This window comes from Lentilitoribacter sp. JB5-8 (assembly GCF_055693385.1).
The window spans coordinates 1,316,743-1,339,659 of sequence record NZ_CM146332.1 but is presented as its reverse complement, the minus strand read 5'-3'; the positions used below and the strand labels follow the sequence as shown (position 1 = coordinate 1,339,659).

At 45.7% G+C, this 22,917-nt stretch carries 24 protein-coding genes and 1 pseudogene; 20 read left to right on the top strand and 5 right to left on the bottom strand.

The genetic code is table 11. From position 1 onward, the window contains the following. Nucleotides 1-100 precede the first annotated feature (100 nt). The 15 genes from ACZ1GZ_RS06375 to ACZ1GZ_RS06305 all read left to right on the top strand — a co-directional run bounded on the left by ACZ1GZ_RS06375 (nt 101) and on the right by ACZ1GZ_RS06305 (nt 13,961). The gene (locus ACZ1GZ_RS06375; RefSeq protein WP_472667636.1) at nt 101-628 is read left to right on the top strand and encodes an N-formylglutamate amidohydrolase; all 528 of its coding nucleotides are present in this window, start codon (nt 101-103) and stop codon (nt 626-628) included. After that, the gene (locus tag ACZ1GZ_RS06370) at nt 625-873 is read left to right on the top strand and encodes a hypothetical protein (RefSeq protein WP_472667635.1); all 249 of its coding nucleotides are present in this window, start codon (nt 625-627) and stop codon (nt 871-873) included. The genes ACZ1GZ_RS06375 and ACZ1GZ_RS06370 overlap by 4 nt, the downstream gene beginning before the upstream one ends. After that, entirely contained in the window at nt 870-1,514 is a 645-nt protein-coding gene (locus tag ACZ1GZ_RS06365) for a cysteine hydrolase family protein (protein WP_472667634.1), read from the top strand. The genes ACZ1GZ_RS06370 and ACZ1GZ_RS06365 overlap by 4 nt, the downstream gene beginning before the upstream one ends. Next, the gene (locus tag ACZ1GZ_RS06360; protein WP_472667633.1) at nt 1,511-2,827 is read left to right on the top strand and encodes a M20 family metallopeptidase; all 1,317 of its coding nucleotides are present in this window, start codon (nt 1,511-1,513) and stop codon (nt 2,825-2,827) included. The genes ACZ1GZ_RS06365 and ACZ1GZ_RS06360 overlap by 4 nt, the downstream gene beginning before the upstream one ends. Next, a complete protein-coding gene (locus tag ACZ1GZ_RS06355) occupies nt 2,820-3,638 on the top strand; it encodes an alpha/beta fold hydrolase (RefSeq protein ID WP_472667632.1) in 819 nt (272 codons plus the stop codon). Before ACZ1GZ_RS06360 ends, ACZ1GZ_RS06355 begins: the two co-directional genes overlap by 8 nt. 23 nt (nt 3,639-3,661) lie before the next feature. Then, nucleotides 3,662-4,897, top strand: a complete 1,236-nt coding sequence (locus tag ACZ1GZ_RS06350) for an ABC transporter substrate-binding protein (RefSeq protein WP_472667631.1) — start codon at nt 3,662-3,664, stop codon at nt 4,895-4,897. A gap of 62 nt (nt 4,898-4,959) precedes the next feature. Next, entirely contained in the window at nt 4,960-5,694 is a 735-nt protein-coding gene (locus ACZ1GZ_RS06345) for an ABC transporter ATP-binding protein (RefSeq protein ID WP_472667630.1), read from the top strand. Further along, a complete protein-coding gene (locus ACZ1GZ_RS06340) occupies nt 5,691-6,407 on the top strand; it encodes an ABC transporter ATP-binding protein (protein WP_472667629.1) in 717 nt (238 codons plus the stop codon). The genes ACZ1GZ_RS06345 and ACZ1GZ_RS06340 overlap by 4 nt, the downstream gene beginning before the upstream one ends. Further along, the gene (locus ACZ1GZ_RS06335) at nt 6,408-7,274 is read left to right on the top strand and encodes a branched-chain amino acid ABC transporter permease (protein ID WP_472667628.1); all 867 of its coding nucleotides are present in this window, start codon (nt 6,408-6,410) and stop codon (nt 7,272-7,274) included. Then, nucleotides 7,275-8,240: a branched-chain amino acid ABC transporter permease gene (locus ACZ1GZ_RS06330; protein WP_472667627.1), complete on the top strand. Its 966-nt coding sequence runs from the start codon at nt 7,275-7,277 to the stop codon at nt 8,238-8,240. After that, nucleotides 8,237-10,117 (top strand): branched-chain amino acid ABC transporter ATP-binding protein/permease, encoded by a 1,881-nt coding sequence (locus ACZ1GZ_RS06325; RefSeq protein WP_472667626.1) that lies wholly within the window; start codon nt 8,237-8,239, stop codon nt 10,115-10,117. The genes ACZ1GZ_RS06330 and ACZ1GZ_RS06325 overlap by 4 nt, the downstream gene beginning before the upstream one ends. Then, the gene (locus ACZ1GZ_RS06320; protein WP_472667625.1) at nt 10,114-11,265 is read left to right on the top strand and encodes an ABC transporter substrate-binding protein; all 1,152 of its coding nucleotides are present in this window, start codon (nt 10,114-10,116) and stop codon (nt 11,263-11,265) included. The genes ACZ1GZ_RS06325 and ACZ1GZ_RS06320 overlap by 4 nt, the downstream gene beginning before the upstream one ends. A 9-nt stretch (nt 11,266-11,274) precedes the next feature. Then, nucleotides 11,275-11,988, top strand: coding sequence for an ABC transporter ATP-binding protein (locus ACZ1GZ_RS06315; RefSeq protein ID WP_472667624.1), 714 nt, complete (start codon nt 11,275-11,277; stop codon nt 11,986-11,988). A 1-nt stretch (nt 11,989) separates the two neighbouring features. Continuing rightward, a complete protein-coding gene (locus ACZ1GZ_RS06310) occupies nt 11,990-12,718 on the top strand; it encodes a branched-chain amino acid ABC transporter permease (RefSeq protein ID WP_472667623.1) in 729 nt (242 codons plus the stop codon). 193 nt (nt 12,719-12,911) lie between these two features. Next, the gene (locus ACZ1GZ_RS06305) at nt 12,912-13,961 is read left to right on the top strand and encodes an ornithine cyclodeaminase (protein ID WP_472668245.1); all 1,050 of its coding nucleotides are present in this window, start codon (nt 12,912-12,914) and stop codon (nt 13,959-13,961) included. Nucleotides 13,962-14,040: 79 nt separating this feature from the next. Here ACZ1GZ_RS06305 and ACZ1GZ_RS06300 read toward each other — a convergent pair whose 3' ends face one another. After that, nucleotides 14,041-14,613, bottom strand: a complete 573-nt coding sequence (locus ACZ1GZ_RS06300) for a hypothetical protein (protein ID WP_472667622.1) — start codon at nt 14,611-14,613, stop codon at nt 14,041-14,043. Nucleotides 14,614-14,829: 216 nt separating this feature from the next. Between ACZ1GZ_RS06300 and ACZ1GZ_RS06295 the strand changes: the two genes are divergently transcribed. Next, entirely contained in the window at nt 14,830-15,381 is a 552-nt protein-coding gene (locus tag ACZ1GZ_RS06295; RefSeq protein ID WP_472667621.1) for a recombinase family protein, read from the top strand. Between the two features lie 87 nt (nt 15,382-15,468). After that, nucleotides 15,469-17,580: a DNA methyltransferase gene (locus tag ACZ1GZ_RS06290; protein WP_472667620.1), complete on the top strand. Its 2,112-nt coding sequence runs from the start codon at nt 15,469-15,471 to the stop codon at nt 17,578-17,580. 373 nt (nt 17,581-17,953) lie between these two features. Here the strand turns inward: ACZ1GZ_RS06290 and ACZ1GZ_RS06285 are convergent, their stop codons facing one another. Continuing rightward, nucleotides 17,954-19,390, bottom strand: a complete 1,437-nt coding sequence (locus tag ACZ1GZ_RS06285) for a chromosomal replication initiator DnaA (protein ID WP_472667619.1) — start codon at nt 19,388-19,390, stop codon at nt 17,954-17,956. A gap of 393 nt (nt 19,391-19,783) precedes the next feature. Continuing rightward, the gene (locus tag ACZ1GZ_RS06280; RefSeq protein WP_472667618.1) at nt 19,784-20,551 is read right to left on the bottom strand and encodes a hypothetical protein; all 768 of its coding nucleotides are present in this window, start codon (nt 20,549-20,551) and stop codon (nt 19,784-19,786) included. A gap of 487 nt (nt 20,552-21,038) precedes the next feature. Here ACZ1GZ_RS06280 and ACZ1GZ_RS06275 point away from each other — a divergent pair, with 487 nt between their 5' ends. After that, entirely contained in the window at nt 21,039-21,206 is a 168-nt protein-coding gene (locus ACZ1GZ_RS06275) for a hypothetical protein (protein WP_472667617.1), read from the top strand. A gap of 110 nt (nt 21,207-21,316) precedes the next feature. On the opposite strand, the gene ACZ1GZ_RS06270 is transcribed toward ACZ1GZ_RS06275, so the two are convergent. Continuing rightward, nucleotides 21,317-21,463: a hypothetical protein gene (locus tag ACZ1GZ_RS06270; protein ID WP_472667616.1), complete on the bottom strand. Its 147-nt coding sequence runs from the start codon at nt 21,461-21,463 to the stop codon at nt 21,317-21,319. A gap of 116 nt (nt 21,464-21,579) precedes the next feature. Continuing rightward, complete coding sequence (locus tag ACZ1GZ_RS06265; protein ID WP_472667615.1) at nt 21,580-21,858, bottom strand: hypothetical protein; 279 nt, start codon at nt 21,856-21,858, stop codon at nt 21,580-21,582. 173 nt (nt 21,859-22,031) lie between these two features. Between ACZ1GZ_RS06265 and ACZ1GZ_RS06260 the strand changes: the two genes are divergently transcribed. After that, nucleotides 22,032-22,454: a helix-turn-helix transcriptional regulator gene (locus ACZ1GZ_RS06260; protein ID WP_472667614.1), complete on the top strand. Its 423-nt coding sequence runs from the start codon at nt 22,032-22,034 to the stop codon at nt 22,452-22,454. A gap of 146 nt (nt 22,455-22,600) precedes the next feature. Continuing rightward, nucleotides 22,601-22,903, top strand: a pseudogene (locus ACZ1GZ_RS06255) (excisionase family DNA-binding protein); the annotation flags it as partial. Nucleotides 22,904-22,917 lie beyond the last annotated feature (14 nt).

Below are 22,917 nucleotides of genomic sequence, written 5' to 3'. Positions count from 1 at the left end.
CAGTCAACATAAAAATCATTGACTTTGAAAAATATTTACCGTTAATCTAAGCTTAGCGTGTTAATGGCGCAAGTCAGACATAAGGGCAAATATAACTCAGATGAATTTTTTGGAGCAAATATCAGGATTGTTGGGGTCATCTGATCCCGATCCAGTTGTATGGGAGAACCGGGATAGTTCCGCGCCCATTATGTTGCTTTGCGAACATGCCGGTAACACTATACCAAAATGCTTGGATGACTTGGGATTGTCGGATGAAGCGCGACAAAGTCATATTGGTTGGGATATTGGTGCTGAGAAACTGGCTCGACAGATATCGCACAATCTAACGGCACCACTGATATTGCAACGCTACAGCCGCTTGGTCATTGATTGCAATCGCCCACCAACTGAGTTTGGTTCTATTCCGGTCATAAGCGATGGTGTCGAAATTGCTGGCAATAAAGATTGCACACCAGAGGAAGAGTTAGCGCGTAGACACGAAATATTTGATCCCATGGATAGCGCAATTTCTGCCTGCCTTGATCAATACGAACGTAAATTATTGATCTCGATACATTCATTCACCCCCAAATGGGTGGTCAGAAACGTCCGTGGAACGCCGGGTTTCTGTCGCGCCAAGATATGAAAACTGCGAAAGGGATATGTGAGCATATTCAAAAGCTCAGACCAGATTACAGTTTGGCGATTAATGAACCTTATGCCATTGATGAGAAATCAGACTGGTTCATTCCACAATATGCTGAAAAATTAAATGCAGCCCATACACTCATTGAAGTTCGAAATGATCAACTGCTCTCACAGGAAGGTATTGATGAATGGGCTGAACTGATTTCAAGCGCAATGAGTGAAATATTGGAGCAGTTGAAATGAGTCTGACACGCAACAAAACCATCAATCCATCTGAAAGCGCACTTCTGTTCATTGATGTGCAAAATTTCTCAGCCCATCGGAAAGGTGCAGAATTCAAAGACTTGGATGATAGTGCCTTTAACGAAAAATATGGTTGGTATTTTACCGAGCTTGATCACCGCGTTATTCCCAACATGCAAAAGATTCAATCCGCTTGTCGTCGTTCAGGTGTTGAGGTGATGTACACAACTATCGAAAGCCTGACACTGGATGGCAGGGACCGTTCTCTTGATTATAAGATCACCGGGTTTAACGTGCCAAAAGGGTCATGGGATGGAAAAGTGATCGACCAGATTGCTCCTGTGGGAGATGAGATCGTGTTACCCAAATCATCTTCTTCAGTCTTTATCTCAACACACATTGATTACACTTTAAGAAATCTCGGTGTGAAGCAATTAATCATATCCGGCCTGATAACAGATCAATGCGTAGAAAGTGCCATACGCGATGCCTGCGATCTTGGTTACTTGGTCACACAGGTGACCGACGCTTGCCTGACATATACGCAAGAGCGACACGACAATTCAATTTCAGCAATTAGTGGTTATTGCCGCCAACTGACTTCAGATCAATTAATTAAAGAGTTGGAGGGTATAGCATGAATGATGCAATCAGCTCCGTGATAGATATCATCGAAAATGACAAAGATCATGTCGTTGCCCTGACGCAAGATCTTGTCCGCATACCCTCCGTCAATCCGAAGTTTCAGCAGGAACAGGGCTTAAACCGTGAAGCTGATGTTCAGGATCGAATTTCACAAGAGCTATCGTCCATTGAGTTCACACAAGAGCGTTGGGATGTCTTTGAAGACCGGCCAAACTTAGTATCGGAATGGCAAGGGTCAGACGACAAGAGCATGATCTTATGCGGGCATGTCGATGTCGTCCCCGTTGGTGATGCAGACGCGTGGAAACGTGACCCATTCGGCGGCCAATCGGATGATGGGCGCATATGGGGGCGTGGGGCGGTTGATATGAAAGGTGGGGTTGCTGCTTGCATCTCCGCAGCACGAGCCATTCACAAGGCAGGAATTGAGCTTGAGGGCAAATTATCAATCCACACAGTTGTGGACGAGGAGGCAGGTGGTTTCGGTGCTATCGATCTTGTGAACAAAGGCATACTCGCCAAACATGCCATTATTGCAGAACCAACATGGGGTGATGTTATCCCCGCTGAAGGCGGTTTAAGTTGGGTCAAGGTCACGATATTTGGAAAGCAGGCGCATGCGGGCTGGCGGTTCAATTCCATTTGGCCGCAACATGAAACCCCCGGTCGCTTAGAGCCGGGCGTCAACGCCATCGAATTGGCGAGCAGATTTATCGGCGCACTTCGTGATTTTGAGACCAGTAGATGTCAAAACAATAACCATCCTTTGCTGCCTGCGGGGCTTGCAACCATCAACCCCGGTACCATCATGGGTGGAGCAGGAATGGGTGAAGATGGAAACCCGGCAATCATGACGAATGCGGCAATGATTTCTGATGTTGTGACAATGGTGCTGGATTATAAGTTCATGCCACAAGAAAATTTTGAGGATGTGAAAGCTGAATTTGAGGCTTTCGTTCATCATTTTGCCCAAATGGACCCGTGGATGCGGGAGAACCCTCCTAATATAGAATGGAATCTGTGGGACCTATATTTTCCGCCAATGGACACGCCAACTGACCATCCGCTCACACAATCTGTCCTAAAAAACGCGGATAAGTTCCAATTACAGAAGCCAAAAATCAAAGGTTTTGAGGCTGTAACAGACGCTGCACATTACGCCGGAAAAGGCGTTGTGCCGGTCATTTATGGCCCGGCTGGAGAAGGGTTCCACGGCAATGATGAGTGCGTGGATATCGAAAGTTTAGTGGAAACAACAAAGGTCATTGCCGCGTCCGTGATTGATATGTGTGGGGTAAAAAATGCCTGATATGGATCATATGCAAACGTCCCATGGACAACTGGCCTATAGAGAAAGCAGTGGAACGGGATTGCCGTTACTTATGGTGCACGGGAACTCAACCAGTCATCAGGTATTTAAAAACCAACTCGATGGGGAGATTGGCAAACAATATAGATGCATAGCATTTGATCTACCCGGTCATGGTGCTTCTGACAACGCAATCAATCCTGATCGAACATACAATATGCAGGGCTATGCAAGTGCCGGTCTCGAACTGCTTCAAAAGCTTGATGTCAATGAGTTCGCGATTTTAGGCTGGTCCCTAGGCGGCCATATTGCACTTGATATGCTTGACCAGACCAAATCTATAAAGGGTTTGATGATTACTGGATCGCCTCCGGTCACTAAAGCTAAAGGTGCTATTTCTGAAGGCTTTGCTGGTGATATCGAACATTCAATCGCTTCAAAGCAGATATTATCTGATGAAGAGATAGAGTTTTTTGCGCACAACACATGCGGACCTAATGCACCATATGAGCCGTTTCTAAAAGATGCCGTGGCTAGAACAGACGGTAGAGCCCGATCCTTAATGCTTGCCAAGCTTGCATGCGGCGTCGGGCCAAATCAACAGGATTTAGCCATTAACTCTTACGCACCATTAGCCATCGTAAATGGCCGAGAAGATGCGTTTATCCACAACGATTTTATAGCAGCACTTGCATTCAAAAACATCTGGGAAGGTCGAGTTCATGATCTAGATGGGATTGGACACGCCCCATTTTGGGAGGCACCTGAACTCTTCGATACATATCTTTCAAGATTTCTGGCCCAATTATAATTAACTCAAAAAGGAGAAATGAAATGCTCAAAAGGAACAGTCTTAGGCTGATGTTATCAGTCACAGCTACTCTTGCAATTCTTGCCGGCAATGCATTCGCGGAAACGGTAAAAATTGGTGTGCTTGCACCAGTATCAGGTAAGCAAGCTGCTGATGGTCAGGAAATGGTCAATGGTGCTCAACTTGCTATTGATGAACTCAATGCCGCTGGAGGCGTTGCTGGCTATACATTCGAACTTGCTGTCGGCGATGTGGGCGATGCCAGTGCTGATGCAGTATCAACTGCCGCCGAGCGTTTGCTTGGTGATCGCGATATGGGTGCAATCATGACCGGTTATGCATCTGGTTCCAATTTCGAGATTGAAATGATGGCCGAGCAGGACATGATTTACATGGTGTCTGCGAACTCGACACAGACTGAAGGCATCATCTCACCTGACCCTGACAGCTTCCAAACCGTTTGGTCACTCACACCATCTTTTGCTGGATACAATACAGAAATTGTGCCTGTAGTGGATGGATTAGCCAATGATGGGAAACTGGACTTACCGAACAAGAAAGTCGCAATCATTGCATCTGATAATCCTTACTCCAAAGGCATTGCCGATGGCATGGTTGAAGCATTTACCGCTGCCGGGTGGGAAGTAACCCATAACGACCTTTTGCCGTTTGGCGAGATTAATGACTGGCGTGGCTTTTTGGCAAAAGTTCGTCAGGACCCACCTGCTGTTATAATTAATACCGATTATGTGTCTGCGAATGCAGCTTTGTTCGTGTCACAGTTCAACGAAGACCCGACGGACAGTTTGGTGTTTATTCAATATGCACCTTCGGTACCGGAATTTATCGAACTCACAAAAGAGCAGTCTTCCGGGATCGTTTATAACCTTTTGGGCGGTGTTTTAAATACACCAACGAACCCTCGTGCCGCTGAAGTTTTGAGTAAATATAAAGAAAAGTTTGGCAATGAGCCGGGCACTTATGGTGCTGCTCTTTATGAGCAGGTTTTGATCTACGCGAAAGCTCTGAGCGAAGTTGGAGACCCATCAAAGCGCGTTGAAATCGGTAAAGCCATCGGTGCAAGCGAGACGCAAACAGCTATGGGCAAGGTCAAGTTTGATCCTAAGACACACCTTGCAGTTCAGTCCAACGACGGTATCCCGCTTCAGTTCTACCAGATCAACGAAGGTGAACGCGTACTGTTCTACCCACCTGTCTATGCAACCGGCGATTTTTCAGAGCCAACTTGGATGAAATAAATCCTTCGAATACGCTGGGTGGGAATGTTCCCGCTCAGTCAAAAACTGTTTTTGGAGTTTCAATGTCAAACCCTATTCTCACTGTTGATCACGTGACCAAGTCCTTCGGTGGACTGAAGGCGGTGAACGATGTTTCATTTAGCGTAAATCAAGGTGAATTTTTGGGAATTGCTGGACCGAACGGTTCAGGTAAAAGTACACTCTTTAATATTTTGACGCGCATTCCATTTGGCGCAACATCTGGTTCCATCACCTTCAACGGTCAGACAATCGATCAGATGCCACCCCATAATATATCAAAACTCGGCTTACTCCGCACGTTCCAAAAGGACGCTGAATTTCCTGATTTAAATGCTCTCGAAACTGTCGCACTCGCTGGTTCTTACGGACTAAATTTTGATCGAAAAACAGCGAACATCCAAGCCGAAAATGTACTGGATAATATTGATTTTGATTATCAACGGGCATTTTTAAAAACAACAGAATTGTCGGTCTATGAGCGTAAGCAATTGATGATCGGTTCAGCATTGATCATGAAGCCCAAAATTCTGATGCTGGACGAACCTGCATCTGGTCTTACAAAACCGGAAATAGCCTCGCTTGATGCACTGCTTAAATCCATCAACGAGAAGGGCATTACCGTTATTCTAATCGAGCATGTTCTTGGTCTACTTTTGTCGGTCGCGCAGAGACTGCTCGTTCTCAATCATGGCTCGTTGCTTGCAGAGGGTGACCCGAAAGATGTCATCAAGCAGCCTGAAGTTATAGAGGCATATTTGGGAGGGCGGACGAAATGACGCGCTTCCTAGATGTTCAAAATGTAACAGCCGGTTACGGAAATTACACGGTCCTTCGTGATCTTTCCCTTCATGTTAATTTGGGTGAGAATGTCGGTCTGTTCGGACCAAATGGTCATGGCAAGACAACATTGATGCGTGTCCTTTCTGGCCTGATTAAACCCGAAAACGGACGCACATATTTCGATGATAATGATCTTGGCAGACTGTCCCCGTCGAAGATTGTCGCTCATGGCCTTATACATTCGCAACAGGGCAATACGCTTTTCAAAGATATGGCAATTGCTGAGACACTTGAAATGGCAGCGTTCTGCAAACGCGGAAAAGATAGTGCGAAAGAGAATCTGGAGTTTGTGTATTCGCTATTTCCTCGTCTTGCCGAACGTAAGTCACAATTGGCGAAAACTCTGTCCGGCGGTGAAAGGCAAATGCTGTCAATTGGTGCCGCTTTGATGTGTGCACCGAGATTATTACTACTGGACGAACCTACGCTTGGCCTGTCGCCCAAGCTCAAAGAAGAACTGTCCGTTGCACTTAAAGACATTTCTCAAAAGGTACCGTTGGTTATTGTTGAGCAGGATGTTGAATTACTATTGTCACTCTCAGATCGGCTATACTTTATCGAACATGGCTCCGTGCAGCAGGAGATTTCAAAAGATAATTCGCCTGACCAAAAAGCGATCATGGATATGTATTTTGGAAATGAGGCATAGATGACCGAGACGCTTATTTCGACAATCCTATCTGGCGTTGTGCTAGGTGCACTCTATGCTTTGATGGCAAGTGGCCTCAGCCTCATTTGGACCACCTTGGGCGTGTTTAATTTTGCCCATGGTGCGCTCATGATGATTGGTGCCTATGTGGCTTGGACGGTCAGCGAAGCGATGGGCCTTGGGCTTGGAGCCGGCCTTATATCAGGCATTGTGGTTGCTACACTGCTTGGTGTTGTCATCGAATATCTGCTTATTCGCCCGTTTTACGGCAAACCAAACATGCTGCTGATTACGGTGATGACCACCTTGGCAGCTATGATTATTCTTGAAAAAAGTGCCCAGATTATCTGGGGTTCAAGGCTTAAACAATTGCCTCGACTTGTTGAAGGCGATGTTTCCATATTTGGTTCTGTTATATCTGCCCACGAAGTTATGGTAGTTATTCTCGCACCTTTTATTCTGGTAGCCCTATGGGTCTTTACATCGCGAACAAATGTTGGTCGTTCACTTAGAGCGGTGGGGCAAAATCAGGATTCGGCGGCACTTTTAGGGATTAATGTTCCCCTTACATTTGCACTTGCCTTTGGGCTTGGTGCTGCACTGGCCGCACTAGCAGGTATATTGCTTGGCTCTATTCGGTTCATCACACCTTCATTAGGCGCAGAGCCTTTAGTCAAAGCAATGATCGTGGTTATCTTTGGTGGTTTGGGATCGATGGGGTCAACTGCGGGGGCAGCCTTTGTCATTGGCATGGCTGAAGCATTTTTAGTTCTTGTGGTTGGGCTTTACTGGACACCGTTCCTGCTATTCTTGGGATTAATCTGTGTTCTTATTTTCAGGCCAAATGGTCTGTTTGGGAGAGCATAGATGGCACGATATTTTTCCCTCATTGCAGGTTTTCTGATTTTGTTGGTCATCCCAATTTTTGTCGAAGATAGTTATACACGTCATCTCTTCATCATCGCATTCATTTATGCAGTCATTGCATCGAACTGGGATTTGTCGCTGGGCTATTGCGGTGTTTTCAATTTTGGCCATCTAACGTTTTTTGCGTCAGGTGTTTACACGGCATCTATTGCAGCCAAAACATTCGGGGTAGACCCGTGGCTGGCTATTCCACTTGGAGGGATAACCGCTGCGATTGTGGCCTTTATCATGGCCGCACCAGTTGTACGCCTCAAAGGCATTTACGTTGTTTTGGTAACATTTGCATTTAGCCAACTTGTGCTGCAACTCATTTTAAGCCAATCTCACATTACCGGCGGTGCAGAAGGTTTGGTTCGCATACCATTTTTGCAAATTGGTGATTACAAATTCATCCGTGATTACAAGCTTGGCTATTATTATGTGGGTCTTGCATTACTCGTCATCTCAACGCTGTACTTATTGTTGTTAACCAAGTCGCCGTTTGGTAAATCGCTTATGGCCGTTAGAGATAACGAGGATTATGCGGTTGCACGTGGTATATCAATCACCAGACAACGTGTCCTAGCCCTCGTTCTAAGTGCAATATTTCCCGGCATTATGGGCGGATTCTTTGCCATTTACCTACGCGTGGCCTCACCTGAAGTTTTAAGTTTCGGCACCTTGAGTCTCGCACTTTCAATGGTCTTGATCGGTGGGGCTGGCACCATAATCGGTCCAGTTATCGCATCATTCTTCTTGATATTTGCAACAGAAACAATGGCGGGAATAAGGGGCATGGAGGAAGCCCGATTTATAATAGTCGCGGTCGCTATGATTTTGGTACTTCGTTTTGCACCCGGCGGGCTGGTAGCGATAGGCTCAACTAGATTCCTCCTCAACCTACTAAAGCGTGAGAAGGCGAAATGAGCAACCATTCAGACATACTCACCCTGCCTGCAAGACTTGCGGCGACCAATGTTGTGCGTACAGTTTTGTGTCTGATAGCTGTGATCTGCGTCGTCCTATTTCTGTCTTTGGTTTTTGGTCGAACTGGTGAACGCATTGCAACACAGATGTGTGTAAATATTGCCGCAGTTGTTGCCCTAGGTATCTATTGCGGCAACACAGGAATCGTATCTTTCGGACACGGATCATTTATGCTTATTGGTGCCTACCTATCAGGCATTCTGACAATGCCCGCAGCATTACAAAAATCCGCGTTACCTCAACTACCCGCATTTCTTTCAAGCCATGAATTTGATATCTGGATATCTCTCCCAATCGTTCTTTTGACAGGGTTGGTTTTCGCAGCAATTACTGGCACCGCCATTTCAAGATTAGCGGCAGCTTCTGCGACCATTGCAACGCTTGGATTATTGATTATTGTCCATGGTGTTGCCGTAGGTGCGAGAGAAATTACACGTGGAAGCCAAACTTTTTATGGTGTCCCGCGTGAGACTGATCTCCCCTTAGCAATGGCAGCCGCACTTGCCTTTGTTATAGTTGCTCGTTTATTCAGAGAAAGTAGGTTTGGCCTATTCGCCAGAGCAGCAAGAGACGATGCAGACGCAGCTTCTGCTCTTGGCATTAATCCAATAAAAACACGTTATATCTCTTGGTGTCTTTCTGGTGCACTGCTAACCGTCGCCGGTGCACTGTACGGGCATATGCTGGGTGCATTTTCACCTGCTTCATTTTACCTATCACTTGTGTTTGCTCATGTAGCAATGATGATTGTCGGTGGTATGGCGTCTGTCAGCGGTGCCGTTGCCGGGGTTATGGTCGTTACATTTTTGCAAGATACAGTCCGGCAGTTCGAGGGTGGTGCAGTATGGTGGGGAATTGAACTCCCAGAAGTCTTTGGCCTGACAACTGTTGTTTTGGGCTTGATTATCTTGCTTATTATTAGATTGAGACCTCAAGGTTTGGTTGGCAATCATGAGGTTGGGCCGGGCGCAGATTCAAGACTTTTTAGTAATATCAAAAAAGCCTCACAACCCTCGGCTCAATCTCGAAAGCCGGAAGAGAAAGTTCTATCGTGTAACGGACTTTCAAAGAATTTTGCCGGTGTTAAGGCTGTATCGGATGTGAGTTTTTCTGCTCCATCGAGCAGGATTACGGGCCTCATCGGACCCAATGGTGCTGGGAAATCGACTTTAGTAAACCTGCTCACCAAACAATATGAAGCGGATTTTGGCCAAATACATTTTTCACAGCAAGAAATAACACATAAATCACGTGAACAAATCGCACGTTTGGGACTGTCGCGCAGTTTCCAGAACATTCGAATGTTTCAAGGACTTACAGCATATGAGAATGTGCTTGTTGGCGCATTTTCAAGCGGCTTAAATCCTAGAGAAAGTGAACAAGCAACAGTCCGTGAACTCATGGAATTTGATCTTACGGCTGTCGCTAATATGCACTCCAATGAACTTCCCTACGGTGCTCAGAAACGATTAGAGATCGCACGTGCATTATCACAAGAGCCAACAATGATGTTGCTTGATGAGCCCGCTGCAGGGATGAACCCGGCAGAAACTGCCGATCTTGCAGAGCGATTGGAACAACTGGGCGACAAACGCGGCACCGGTATCTTCCTAATTGATCATGATTTGAAATTCATCAATCGCCTGTCTGACTGGATTGTTGTGATGAATAGAGGACAAATCATTGCCGAAGGAACACCTGAACAGGTCAAAGCTAACCCTGCAGTTATAGAAGCCTATATCGGCAAAGGTCGTACTGCGAATTTGGCAAATAAGAAAGTAAGTGACGAAGCACTAACCAATGGAGAGAATAAATGAGTCTCAAAAAGATACTGCTAACAACTGCTTGTTTAACAGTCATGGCTGGTCAAGCATATTCCGAAGAATATGTGATTGGAGTCATGTCAGCACAATCTGGATATCTGGCCCCATATGATGGTCCATCCTATGCAGGTTTTCAATTTTGCATTGATGAGAAAAACGCAAGTGGCGGTCTTAATGGAACCTTGAAAGTTAAAACAATTGTCAAGGATACACGTTCCGACATTGCAGAAGGTGTCAAAGTCGTTCAGGAAATGATCGATGAAGGCGCACAGTTTATTGTCTCATCCGCAGATGCAGACCCGACCATTGCAGCGGCTCAGATTACACAGGTTGATAATATACCGACCATGACTTTTGCCGGAACAGCACCTGTATTAACGCAGGTTGGTGCGCATGTTTTTGGCAGCTATCCTGCTGATAACCAACAGGCAACAGTTTTGGCAACACATGCCAGAGATAGCGGCTTTGAAAAAGTCTGGCTTGTGAAATCACCAGACAGTGCTTACACGCTTGGTGGTCCGGAATATTTCGGCACGGCATTCTCATCATTGGGTGGTGAGGTTGTCGGAGAATCTAACTACACACTTAGCCAACCGGATTTTTCTGCTATTGTGACAACAATCAAGGCAGCTGATCCCCAACCTGATTTGATTGTCACATGGGCATGGGAGCCTGATTTCCCGGCTCTCATTAAGGCACTGCGCGGAGCGGGTTTAGATACGCAAGTTATGGGTGGTGATGTTCTGGATTCACCAACATTGCGTACATTGGGTGATGTCGTGACCGGGGTGACACACACATCAGGCGGTTTCCCAGACGAGGGATCAGCCTACGCGGACTTCAACAAGCGTTTTGAAGCCGCTACCGGCTCAGCTCCAGACAACAACTATTATGTCAATGGTTGTGACATCGCCAACATGATCGAACAGGCAGTAGCTGTCGCTGGTTCTACTGACCCTGCAGCAGTTTCAGAAGCGATGGCAAATCTTGAAAATGGTGAAGGCATCATGTCCAATTTTACTTTCAAAGGCACGGATAGAATGCCTTTACGTGACGTGATTGTCGCAAAAATCACAGCCGAAGGTGAGAAGGAATTTATCAAGAGATCAACCGCCAATCCTGATATTCTTCCTAAACCATAAGAGAACCCCATGGAAACGGCACTTAAAGTAACAGACCTATCTGTGAACTACGGACCGATTAAAGCAGTACAAGGCGTGAGCTTATCTGTGAAATCTGGTGGTGTAACCGCGCTACTTGGTGCAAATGGAGCTGGTAAGACCACGACCATGATGGCAATCGCAGGTGCTCGTCAGATTGCTGGAGGTGTCGTTTCAATTTTTGGACAAGATTTAACAGGTTCGCACGAAGATGAAATCGTGCGAGCTGGTGTATCCATCTCACCTGAGGGACGTAGAGTTTTTGCCTCTCTTACCGTGGAAGAAAATTTAAGTCTGGCTGGGTCAATCTTAGGAAAGACCAAACTGTTGGAGAACCGCAGGCAAGAAATGATGGAGCGTTTTCCAATTTTAGGGGAACGTCGAAAACAGCTTGCTGGTCTTATGTCTGGCGGGGAGCAACAAATGTTAGCGGTTGCCAGAGCATTGATGAGTTTCCCGAAACTTCTTTTGATGGACGAACCGTCACTGGGCTTGGCTCCGCGAATGGTCGATCAGATTTTCGATATCATTGAAGAAATTCGGGACGAAGACATTTCTGTTCTGCTTGTTGAGCAAAACGCAGCACTTGCGCTGGAAGTTGCAGATCATGCGGTAATTCTTGCGAATGGGAAAGTTGCCGCTACTGGTTCTCCTGATCAGTTGAAGAATAACAACATGCTCCACGCGGCATATTTGGCGGTTTGAAATGGAATTATTTTTACAGCAACTTATAAATGCAATTAGTCTGGGTGGCGTTTATGCCATGCTGGCTCTTGGTCTTGCGATCGTATTTTCTATCGTCAGACTGATTAACTTTGCCCATGGCGAGATCATGACTTTTGGCGGATATGGGATATTTCTGTCACTCGCTTTTGGAGTGCCAGTTGTGGTGGCTCTTGTTGTTGGTCTTGCAGCATCTATCTTCATAGCGTTGGCAATGGAGAGAACAGCGTTCCGTGCAATGCGAGGCGCAAATGTTGTATCTCTGCTTGTAACTAGCTTCGCAGTTTCGGAGATTTTGAAAGTCTTTTTCCAAAATGGTATCTCGGCTAGACCAGTGCCTATTAGTCTCCCATCTTCGTGGTCTGGAACTTATCAGCTTGGAACTATTTCTATCGGCGTTATTCCAACGGCATCTGTTGTGATCACATTATTAGCCCTGACTGGATTGACACTTATTTTAAAGCGAACCTCTGTTGGTCTTGCCATGCGGGCAGCAGCAGAAGACATCGAAATGCTGAGGCTTTTGGGCATTAAAGCAAATCGTGTGGTTGCAGTTTCCTTCGCAATTTCTGGAATGTTGGCCGGAGCTGCCGCTATCATATGGACAGCACAGCGAGGTTCAGTTGACCCATTGATGGGTTTTTTTCCGGTCATTAAGGCATTCATTGCGACTGTTCTGGGAGGTTTGGGCAGCTTGGGGGGGCTGTTGTAGGCGGGTTCGTTGTTGGTGCCTTAGAGGTCCTGACGCAAGCCTATCTTCCAGATTCACTTTCACCCTACAGAGAAGCAATCGTCTTGGCTTTTGTTATCGGTGTGTTGCTCTGGAAACCAAACGGATTAGTCGCTCCAGCGACCTCAGATCGATCTTAAGCTATCATATTTATAAGGATTTGAACATTATGAACATGCATAAACCAGCTCCCTCGAAACTGGCCTTTGTGCCCTTTGTTAGCGTTGATAATATGATGAATATCATCAATGATATCGGTCTGGAAAAAGTCATTGCTGAAATGGGAAGTTATATCGAAGCTGATTTTAAGCGTTGGGACCAATTTGATAAAACACCACGTGTTGCTGCCCATTCTGATGAAGGTGTGATTGAACTCATGCCAACATCTGATGGTAACATTTATGGGTTCAAATATGTCAATGGTCATCCGGCTAATATGGCCAGAGGCTTTCAGACAGTTACGGCGTTCGGGGTGCTTGCACAGGTTGATAATGGTTACCCTGTGTTGCTGTCAGAAATGACGATCCTGACAGCCCTTCGGACTGCGGCTACATCGGCTATTGTTGCAAAATATCTCGCACCTGAACATTCCAAGATCATGGCTATGATTGGCAATGGTGCCCAATGTGAGTTTCAGGCATTGGCATTTAAAGAGATCGTAGGTATCGATACGGTCAAGCTTTTTGACACTGATCCAGCAGCCATCAAGAAGGCTGCACGAAATCTTGAAAATTCAGGTCTGAAGGTTATTTCCTGTTCTTCATCACAGGAAGCTGTGAATGGTGCTCAAGTCATCACAACATGTACCGCTGATAAGCAATATGCGACAATCTTAACAGACAATATGATTGGCTCTGGTGTTCACATCAATGCAATTGGTGGCGACTGTCCGGGCAAGACAGAGCTTCATAAAGATATCCTGCTACGCTCCAATATATTTGTGGAATATCCACCTCAAACAAGGATTGAGGGTGAAATCCAACAACTCGATGATGATCACAAAGTCACCGAGATTTGGCAGGTCATGACAGGTGAAGCTATTGGTCGCCAATCAAGCAATGACATCACGCTGTTTGACAGTGTCGGCTTTGCAACAGAAGATTTCTCCGCATTGCGTTACATCCGCGACCAGCTTGATCGAACAGGCCACTATCTTCCGCTGGATATGTTAGCTGACCCTGATGATCCTCGTGACTTGTTTGGAATGGTCAAACGGGCGAGTTAGCAAAACTCATGACATTTGAAACAGTTTGCAGAAGCCCAGAGAACTGGGCTTCGCAATGTTTCATATTTACGTTTCAGAACTAAACGCGATTTTCTTTGGCATTGGCAGCTTCAAGATGAGCCATTGCAAGGGCACGACGCTCTGCTGCATGATGCAGGTTCCGAACCAACACATGGTGGTGCGCCCAGTACTGTACGAGTGCATAGAGACTAAATTCCTTGTAGTCAGGTGCCCCATAGGGACCATAGACGAATTCACTCATCTGACCCAGTTGCTCACCGGTGATGATCTCATCACGTTTAAGCCGTACGATGCCACCTGATTGGAATTCATCCTGATCAATGATCTTGAACTCATCATCTCGACTGATGTCGATCAAGGTAACTTTATCGATCTGGAACTCGATGGTCTCATCATCGCAGCAGGTTAGTGTGAGTTCAACAACACGCTGTTCGCCGAATTGCCCCCACGGATCAAAGATCACCATCTCTTTGCCGACATCTTCCTTTTCCCAACGAAATGGTACCGTTGAGGGTTGGTTGATATCGACTACTCCATGGTAATCGTGCTCGATCATGCTGTAGTCATCTTTCTTACGACGGATGTCTGCTGCAAGTTGTTCATAGTCGGACTGCGCTTCACGTCTTTCCATCATCTGCTCGTACAATTCCACCATTATCTGTTCAGTTTTTTTAGCCATTTATGGCCTCCTTTAATTTAAATTAGGCAGTTTCAACCGCCTCATAATTGAAACCTAGTTCGCGAAAGGCAAAAGGAAAGGGCCGCGTGAAAGAAAAGTTTCAACGCTTCTAAACGGCGCATTTATGACCGGAATTTACATATTATTCCGGACCCGTTATAATAGGTCATGAGAATCGGTTACTGTCGCGTCAGCACAAGCACACAGAATTTGGATCGTCAGGTTGCAGCACTTCGCTCTGAAGGCTGTGACAAAATTTATCGTGAGAAAGCGTCTGGTAAATCACTCAAGGGACGACCGCAGCTAGACAAAGCAATCGACGCCCTTGGAACGGATGACATCCTTGTCGTCGCAGAATGGGATCGAGCAACAAGAAGCATGCAGGATGGTTTGAACATCATGCAAAGAGTTGCTGACCGTGGTGCACTAGTCAAGGTGCTCGACAAGCCGTTCCTTGATCTCACTACACCTATGGGGAAGGGCATCCTCGCATTCATGTCTGCGCTGAGCGAGGACGAAAGAATTAGGATCGTTAGACGTGCTGCTGAAGGTAGAGAGATAGCCAAAAGCAAGAACGTGAAGTTCGGACGAAAGCCAATCCTATCTCCAGATCAGCAACAGGTGGTTCGGGACCGACTTGCCAATGGTGAATCTTGCAGGCAGATTGCCAAGGACTTCAGAGTTTCGCCGGCGACGATATCACGATTGAACCCAAATTGATCGCTGGACACTCGCTTTAATGCCCTTGTGGAGCGAAATAGTTCATTATAGATTTATCTGCTACAGTTCTTTAATTAAAACTCTGATATGAGTATTACTGTAGCAGTCCCTAAACTCTTCCTCAGAGGCAATCGTTGGTACGTTCGTGTGCAGGTTCCAGCTTTGATGCAAGACGCCTTGAGGCGGAAGGAATATTGGGTTTCTCTTGGAACTTCTGATCGGTCCATAGCTTTAAAGACTGCCGCTGCTGCTGCCTTGAACAAACGGCGAGAGATCACAGAAGAATATCATCGATTGGTCAGCGATAGTGCTCACCCCATTCATGATGAGATCGAGCCAGACGATGTTAGACTGGTTGCAGATGATATCGAACAAGAAAATGATCCTAAACAGGACAAGTATGATCGATTAAGTAAAGCTGAGTTAATCGCACTCCTTGAGCAACAAGACCAAGGGAAGAAGCTGGGATTAGTTTGGGAACAGGGCAACAAGAATGAAGGCCAACCAGCAAACCGTGAGCTAGTAATGGCGGACATCGATGTCGAGTTATCCTGCCCAACCGAGCCTTGGAACAACCTCGTGATAGAAGGTGATAACTACGACGCATTACGATGGCTCAGAGCAACCCATAGTAATCAAGTGAAGTGTATCTATATCGATCCACCCTATAACACTGGTAACACCGAATGGGCCTATAATGATCGGTATACCAATGCCAATGACCGATTTCGACAATCAGCATGGTTGGAGTTTTTATATAAGCGTTTTGAACTAGCCCGTGATCTTCTGACTGACGATGGTGTGATCTTGGTTTCAATCAATGATGAAAGCCGAGCTATGCTGGAATTGTTGATGCATGAAACACTTCCCAAGATGCGTATCAGTAGTCTTGTCTGGCGAACCCGTAATGGCTCAAATGCTGGTCAGGATGGATATCTCAGTTCAGACCACGAACATATTCTCATCGCTGCGAAGAAGGGTTTTGCATTTAAGGGCGTGGAACGAAGTTATGCAAACTATTCCAACCCTGACAATGACCGAAGAGGCGATTGGCAACCTGTCCCCATCAGGCTCGGATATTCGCGACATGAGCGTCCTAATCTCTATTATCCGGTACATGACCCAAAGACAGACATTTACTACCCCTGTAATCCAGATTCAGTTTGGAGATTTGCAACGAAGAAGCAGATTACAGATGATCAGCATATTCAAACTCAGCCCATGGAAGACTTCATTGAACAGGGTCGCATCAAGTTCCCAATAGAGCAGAGGGTTGAATGTTTTAACACATTGGCCGAGCTAAAGACTGCCATTGATCAAAGGCAAGTTCCGCTCAGTCACGGTGCGCCGATATTACGCCATGATCTCCCAGACCTATCATTCTGGGTGGGTAAGAGGATTGGATATGGCACACCCACCAGAAAGCTCTTTAAGAGCGAACTCAAACGACCGACAAAGCCATTATCGAGTTGGATATCGGGGTTATTTGAAACTGAAATCGATGATGACGATGCCAACCAAATCAGGGCGGGTTCTTATACGGAAGGATCACAGGATATTACTCGGATATTTGGCTCCAAAGTCTTCAACTATGCAAAGCCTGTTTCCTTGATCCAAGAACTCCTACGTCAATCCACTTCTGATAATGATCTGGTACTGGACTTCTTTGCAGGTTCAGCAACAACGGCACATGCTGTTATGAAACTCAATTTCGAAGATGGTGGCAATCGAAGGTTCATCATGGTGTCTTCCACGGAGGCAACGGCGTCCGAACCACATAAGAACTTATGTCGTGATGTTACAGCCGAACGCATTCGTTTGCTGAACAGCTCAAACATTCGCAAATATGCCAAGCTGTCCGCTGGGTTTACATATCTGCGAACCACACAGATCAAGACTGATAACATCGAATATGACTTAACGCCCTCTGTGGCATGGTGTTTCTTGCAAACATTGCATGGGTTACCATTAACTGCGTACGACGATGATCAACCTTGGAACGTAAGCGAGGCCAGTGATGTTATCATTGTTCTGGTAGATCGTTTCGATCATGAACTTCTGGATTGGCTGCAACGTCAAGGATCAAAGAACATCAATCTCTATGCGTGGGCAAAGGGTCCATTCACAAAACAGCTAGATGCCATAAATATCCCAGTTAAGCTTGTGACTGAAGCCATTAAAGAGGCATTCGGCAGTTGATCGATTATGTTGCAAGACCCAATTCACACCTGATCAGTGTTGGCAATGTGATATATCCTCTTGGGTATTTCCAAGATCAGCCCTAACTGCCCTGATAAGTGGCCCAATTTTCTGCATATATTTTCTTTATATTTTTGGGTCATGATGTAAAGATTAATTGATCAATATCTTTGGGAAAGTTTTAATCGACAGAGATAGAATATTATATTATCCGTAACGTATTATGGCATCTATTTCCGTTATGGCCTGTGAGTATTGTTCTACACCAATCGATCCAGTTGATGGTCGGTCTGATCGCCGGCTCTATTCGGATCGATGTAAGCAAGCCGCTTATCGAAAACGAAACCGGTATGCGAGCCTGCAGTATCTTGAGCTATATAAGTTTCTTGCTAGCTGATTCTTTTGGCGTCGCATCAATAACGATGATATCGGACGCTCGTTGACCTAAAGCAATCCGCTTATTTCTGATTTTTTGGATTGTTTCGAGTTTGCTTCCTAGCTTTCCGTAGTCAATGACGACGAAGATACCAAAAAAGCTATTGTTAGCTTCTTTGTAGTGCTCAAGTTGAACCTCGTAACCATGCTTAACTTTGCCGGTATCTCTCTTTAATTCTACTAGCACGTTCGCCTTATAACCGGACGAGAATTTGAAGTCGACGGGTCCGCCTCCCATATTTGCTTCTGGTGACATATCAATATTGTTAGCCTTGCAAAAAGCATCGGCGGCGAGTTGGAAAATGATCTGTGAAGCCCGCTCCAGTTTGGGCTTATCACCCGACCAGAGTTCCTTCCATAGGTCACCAACTTCAACATGCTTTTTGAACATTCCAATCGCCTCTAGTACGACATCTCGGATTGCCTCAGGACCTTTAGTCAAATCCACGTTTGATTTCTCTTCGAATCTTGTTTTGTCTTGCAACATCAATTGTCGCAAGCGGAAATAACCCAGTATATCTTCTTCAGCATCGTATGCTTTGGCATTTGTCATAACAGATGCAAGAAAGTGGTTGAAAGCATCAGAAGAACTTAGTGCCGCACTCCGCAAGGCCTCTTTGTATTCCGTGACAGTCGGTGTTGCGATCCCCGCAAGCATCTGACTGACTCGCGTCCGAATTTGGTCGTTCAACATGGCGGCGGCTTGAACATCCGACCAATCATTTGCGATAGGTAAATCTCGAACAATGTCTTTTGGAATTAATAAGAATGGCCTGACTTTACCACTCCCATCATCGTAAACCGGTAGTTCTGTTTCGTTGTTTTCGCCAATTCCCTGCGTAGTCACCTTCATGCGCTCACAAAAGTTCTTGGTAATTGCTGCAAGCCTCAAAAAAATGACCCGTGTAGTAAAATCGCTAATGGTGTCTGGGCCCACTCCTTCCTCGAAGAAACCCATAAGAGAGATCATGTCTGGGTCTTTTGCGCCTAACCTAATGATCTCAGATGTAGTTCTGAGAATTGACTGCTTGATCTCGTCAGATCGGGAGCTGCCCGACCTGCTTGAGCCACCATAGCCCAATCCGTTCTCCGGAGGTTCTTTTAGGTTCAAAAGTTCTTCTGCACCTTTCCATGCAACATCACCTTCTTTCTCTGCTATAGCTAAGAGCCGAATGACGTTGTTAAAGTGTTTTCGAAAGTCTTCGACTGCACCCTTCGAAATTTCTTCGTAGGAACACTTTTCGAGCAAGACTGGATCGACAAAAAGTTCCAAGTCCACATTAAGAAATGGATCAAGTAAGTTTGCCTTGTCCAACTCGTTGGGATCAATGCCAAAATGTGATGAAAACAAGATCGGGTTAGAATACTTCGCCATGAAACCTCCGGTGCAATCTCAGTCGTATTGTAACCGAGATTGCCAGTATGCATCAAACCCAAAATAAAATCTATAGTTGTTGTATGGCTTCAGAATACAGCCAGTATAACATGTCAGAGCCATCACGCAGATACATTTCGAATGTCTACAAAGTGCTGAAATTGCCGTTTACGCAAATATCTCAAAAGTCCGTGTAGCAGTTGTTGATACCGAAATTTGGCTATCAATATCTGTGTTGTCACTTGCCTCCGAATGGCACCACTGCTGCTGGGCATTGAATATGTCCTGATGCCTGCTCAGGGCGTATTAGCAGCCTGTTTTCTACTAGCAGATAATTGTACCCTGCCGACGAAGTTTTGCCCTCAGTTATGCCATAAACCCCAGAATTCTGGGCTAATGGGTGAATGTGGGTGCTGGACTAGTTATAGAAGGAATATACTCGAGAGAAGAGCCATAGAAGTCACCACCACTTTCACTGATCGACACAATGGAAGGGAGTTCAGAACTCTCACAGGAAGCAACAGAGGTCGATGATAGAAGCTGAAGCTCCTTCACTCTGGCTGCTTTATCACCATAGGTAATCTTACGGGCACGCCTTGGCCATGAATGTCTGATCAGAAGCATATCCCGAACAGCAGCAACATTGTCATTGTCTGGATCATTAAATGAAAGCTTGGCTTCAGACTTCTCAAGTCCTGCATATTCGCACCAGCCCTGTACACCGCCTGAGAGATATCCATCGGATGTTTCGATGAGTGGCTTTGGAGGGCTAAAGCACACACGATGTTTACCGGGATAGAAATCTCTCATCCTCTTGGCAATCTGATACTGTGTCAGGCATGGATGCCAGATACGACCATGGCCATGAAAGTTCATGGCAACCTGATCCATTCGATCACCGGCCAGAAAAGATGGATGGATACTATCATCAGGCATGAACTGGAATTGCTTGTTGGCATCACAGACCGAAATATCACAGATCATCCGCACTACGGCATCTGGTATTTCTCTTTTGATCATGGATTGGAACTTTGGCCGTTCGCGCCTGATGACTTCAATTCCATCCATGTCACGACGTTCAACAGACAGGTCTATGGTAAACATATGGCATTGATGTTCAGGAAAGCCCCAGAATGGCTCTGTGAGCCATCTTCCTGCCACTGAACGATAGTTCTTGGATTTACCATAGGATTGCTTCTTATCGGCTCTCTGGCTGTAAATGTAATCATTCTTCGTATTGGCCCTATAGGCTATGCCACCGCCGCAATTATCACACTCAGGACGATTGCATGGGCGATGAAAGCAACAGGCTCGTCTTCGTTCATTTTCTTCTTCAAGCTCTGGCAAATGATCTGCAATGATGCGGGTAGCCCAACGCTTCCTTGGACTGCTATCGCTGCACAGTGCAAGATTAAGCTTCTGTCTCAGTTCCTGATCAATATCCATTTGCTCTGCTCCAAACACCACCGCACTGTCAGACACTAGGATGACGATGGTTCATCTATTTAGAGAGCTAGATCGGGAGTGCTCGAAGTCAAATCGGCAAACGGAACAGTGGCGACTATCATCAGACAAAGGTACGTCGTTGAACCGTTCTGACCCTAAATACTGTTGTCAGGAATGGGGTTCAGCAATGTGGGGGACGATGATGTTGAAGAAGCGAATAACAGTTCGAGCAGTCGATGAAGAGGTTGTCGATATGCTCAGCCAGTTAAGGGAAGAAGAAGGTCGATTTATCGGACGCATCCTGTCCGATGCAGTTCGCGATTATTGGGATGATCGTGCAGAGGAGGAAGTGTTTGAAGATTTAGACTAAGTGTCAGTTTTATGTTTTTTCTGTTTCCATGAAGACGAATCCCAGAATTACGGGATTCGTCTTTTTAGTTCGTGACGAACTTTTTTATTGTTGGTTTTGTTTGTCACGAACTATCCGTCTTGTACATCTATAGCCTTCCAACCGCGATGCTGAGACTCAGCTTCATATGATGCATTCGCGTAAGACTTTGCAGAAATCTTTACCCACTTCTCATTCAGACCCTGTTTGAGCTTCACGTTGTAATATCGTCTCTGCATATCAATCTCCTCATCATCACCGCTGTCAGAATACAAACAGGTGCGACCATCGTTGTAGCCGCACCTGTCATCTTGGGTTATGGAACGTCGTATGAACCTCACCCAATTTGAAATTGTCAGAAGAATATCGAGAATGCCTCTTGTTGAAGCTTGATGGATTGACCTTTGTTGGCAGCCTCCCATGCACCAAGATCAAAACCATCATCGGTAAGCTTGGAGCATCTAGCCTTCACGGCAATATCATCATCACCATACTGTTCATAAGCATCGCAAACGTAATGCTCATATGCCTGATCAGATGGTGACAGGTCAGATGCCATGACCATGGTTGCTGATAAGATTATACCGATGGTAGTCATTACTGGACGTAAAATATCTTTAAGACGAATGTGCATTCACCCTCCCGTGCTGAAGATCGATGTTAAGTTAAAACGATTTGTAAAGTTTTATGGTCAATCTATATCATTATTGTAATAATATGTCAATATTGTTATAAAGCGTGACTACCGGCGATTCCATTTATCAGCATAATAGGGGGATTATGAATCAATGATGCAGGCGTGTTGCCATGACAACCAAGGTACCAAATTCAATAGCTCAGAAGCGCAAAGAGCGTGGCCTCAGCCAAGCAGCATTTGCGGAGATGTTGGGCATAACGATAACTCAGTTATCAAGATTAGAAAATGGCCGCTCATCAATGACGCAAGCACGGATGCAGCAAATCGCGGACATCTTGGAGGTCAAACCCCAAGAGCTTTACTTAGCTCCCCACCAGACGGGAGAGCTTAACTTGGACATCATGCATGCAATCATTCTGCAAGTGGATGAGTTCCTCACTCGGCTAAACATATCGCTTTCTTCAAAAAAACGTGCTGATCTCTGTGTTATTCTTTACCGGAAAGAGACTAAGCGGTTGGAGGAGAACGGACTAAGCTCTGATGATGTCGATGTTTCGGAGTACGAGGACATCGTTGAGGCAATGGCCGAATAAATTTTCAGGAAAAATATTGAAATTTCATTTTGGATACCCATATCCACGTCAATCGGGTCAGCGGAGAGTTGGCAGTTACGAGGATCGGGGAGTCCCGTTCAGAACCAAAGCAATAAATTGCAACAGTTTTGAGCAGGAATCTGCCTATGAATATCACCGTGAACTCTAAAGAGCCTACAAGCTCTTATGATTTATCTTCGAGTTTCCCTCCACAGCAAATCCGTCTACCGCCTCCCACTTACGTTGAAAATTCACGTTGTCCCACGGCTGGTTATCGCCCGGAAGTATGTTCTTCAAATCAAAATCCATTTGAGATTTACACAGTGGATGAAGTAGCCCGACTGCTACATCATTCTGTTCCAAAATCTGCAATCTATCGATTAATTCACAACGGTGAACTTCATGCGAAACGAGTTGGCAATAAGTTCTTAATTACCAAGGCAGCAATAGAGGAGTATCTAAA

Coding starts and splice junctions, on each gene's coding strand:
- ACZ1GZ_RS06330 (WP_472667627.1), top strand. CDS start 7,275: ATGGCACGATATTTTTCCCTCATTGCAGGTTTTCTGATTTTGTTGGTC.
- ACZ1GZ_RS06350 (WP_472667631.1), top strand. CDS start 3,662: ATGCTCAAAAGGAACAGTCTTAGGCTGATGTTATCAGTCACAGCTACT.
- ACZ1GZ_RS06355 (WP_472667632.1), top strand. CDS start 2,820: ATGCCTGATATGGATCATATGCAAACGTCCCATGGACAACTGGCCTAT.
- ACZ1GZ_RS06310 (WP_472667623.1), top strand. CDS start 11,990: ATGGAATTATTTTTACAGCAACTTATAAATGCAATTAGTCTGGGTGGC.
- ACZ1GZ_RS06375 (WP_472667636.1), top strand. CDS start 101: ATGAATTTTTTGGAGCAAATATCAGGATTGTTGGGGTCATCTGATCCC.
- ACZ1GZ_RS06275 (WP_472667617.1), top strand. CDS start 21,039: ATGTTGAAGAAGCGAATAACAGTTCGAGCAGTCGATGAAGAGGTTGTC.
- ACZ1GZ_RS06325 (WP_472667626.1), top strand. CDS start 8,237: ATGAGCAACCATTCAGACATACTCACCCTGCCTGCAAGACTTGCGGCG.
- ACZ1GZ_RS06300 (WP_472667622.1), bottom strand. CDS start 14,613: ATGGAAAGACGTGAAGCGCAGTCCGACTATGAACAACTTGCAGCAGAC.
- ACZ1GZ_RS06320 (WP_472667625.1), top strand. CDS start 10,114: ATGAGTCTCAAAAAGATACTGCTAACAACTGCTTGTTTAACAGTCATG.
- ACZ1GZ_RS06345 (WP_472667630.1), top strand. CDS start 4,960: ATGTCAAACCCTATTCTCACTGTTGATCACGTGACCAAGTCCTTCGGT.
- ACZ1GZ_RS06270 (WP_472667616.1), bottom strand. CDS start 21,463: ATGCAGAGACGATATTACAACGTGAAGCTCAAACAGGGTCTGAATGAG.
- ACZ1GZ_RS06295 (WP_472667621.1), top strand. CDS start 14,830: ATGAGAATCGGTTACTGTCGCGTCAGCACAAGCACACAGAATTTGGAT.
- ACZ1GZ_RS06285 (WP_472667619.1), bottom strand. CDS start 19,390: ATGGCGAAGTATTCTAACCCGATCTTGTTTTCATCACATTTTGGCATT.
- ACZ1GZ_RS06260 (WP_472667614.1), top strand. CDS start 22,032: ATGACAACCAAGGTACCAAATTCAATAGCTCAGAAGCGCAAAGAGCGT.
- ACZ1GZ_RS06290 (WP_472667620.1), top strand. CDS start 15,469: ATGAGTATTACTGTAGCAGTCCCTAAACTCTTCCTCAGAGGCAATCGT.
- ACZ1GZ_RS06340 (WP_472667629.1), top strand. CDS start 5,691: ATGACGCGCTTCCTAGATGTTCAAAATGTAACAGCCGGTTACGGAAAT.
- ACZ1GZ_RS06370 (WP_472667635.1), top strand. CDS start 625: ATGAAAACTGCGAAAGGGATATGTGAGCATATTCAAAAGCTCAGACCA.
- ACZ1GZ_RS06315 (WP_472667624.1), top strand. CDS start 11,275: ATGGAAACGGCACTTAAAGTAACAGACCTATCTGTGAACTACGGACCG.
- ACZ1GZ_RS06305 (WP_472668245.1), top strand. CDS start 12,912: ATGCATAAACCAGCTCCCTCGAAACTGGCCTTTGTGCCCTTTGTTAGC.
- ACZ1GZ_RS06335 (WP_472667628.1), top strand. CDS start 6,408: ATGACCGAGACGCTTATTTCGACAATCCTATCTGGCGTTGTGCTAGGT.
- ACZ1GZ_RS06365 (WP_472667634.1), top strand. CDS start 870: ATGAGTCTGACACGCAACAAAACCATCAATCCATCTGAAAGCGCACTT.
- ACZ1GZ_RS06265 (WP_472667615.1), bottom strand. CDS start 21,858: ATGCACATTCGTCTTAAAGATATTTTACGTCCAGTAATGACTACCATC.
- ACZ1GZ_RS06360 (WP_472667633.1), top strand. CDS start 1,511: ATGAATGATGCAATCAGCTCCGTGATAGATATCATCGAAAATGACAAA.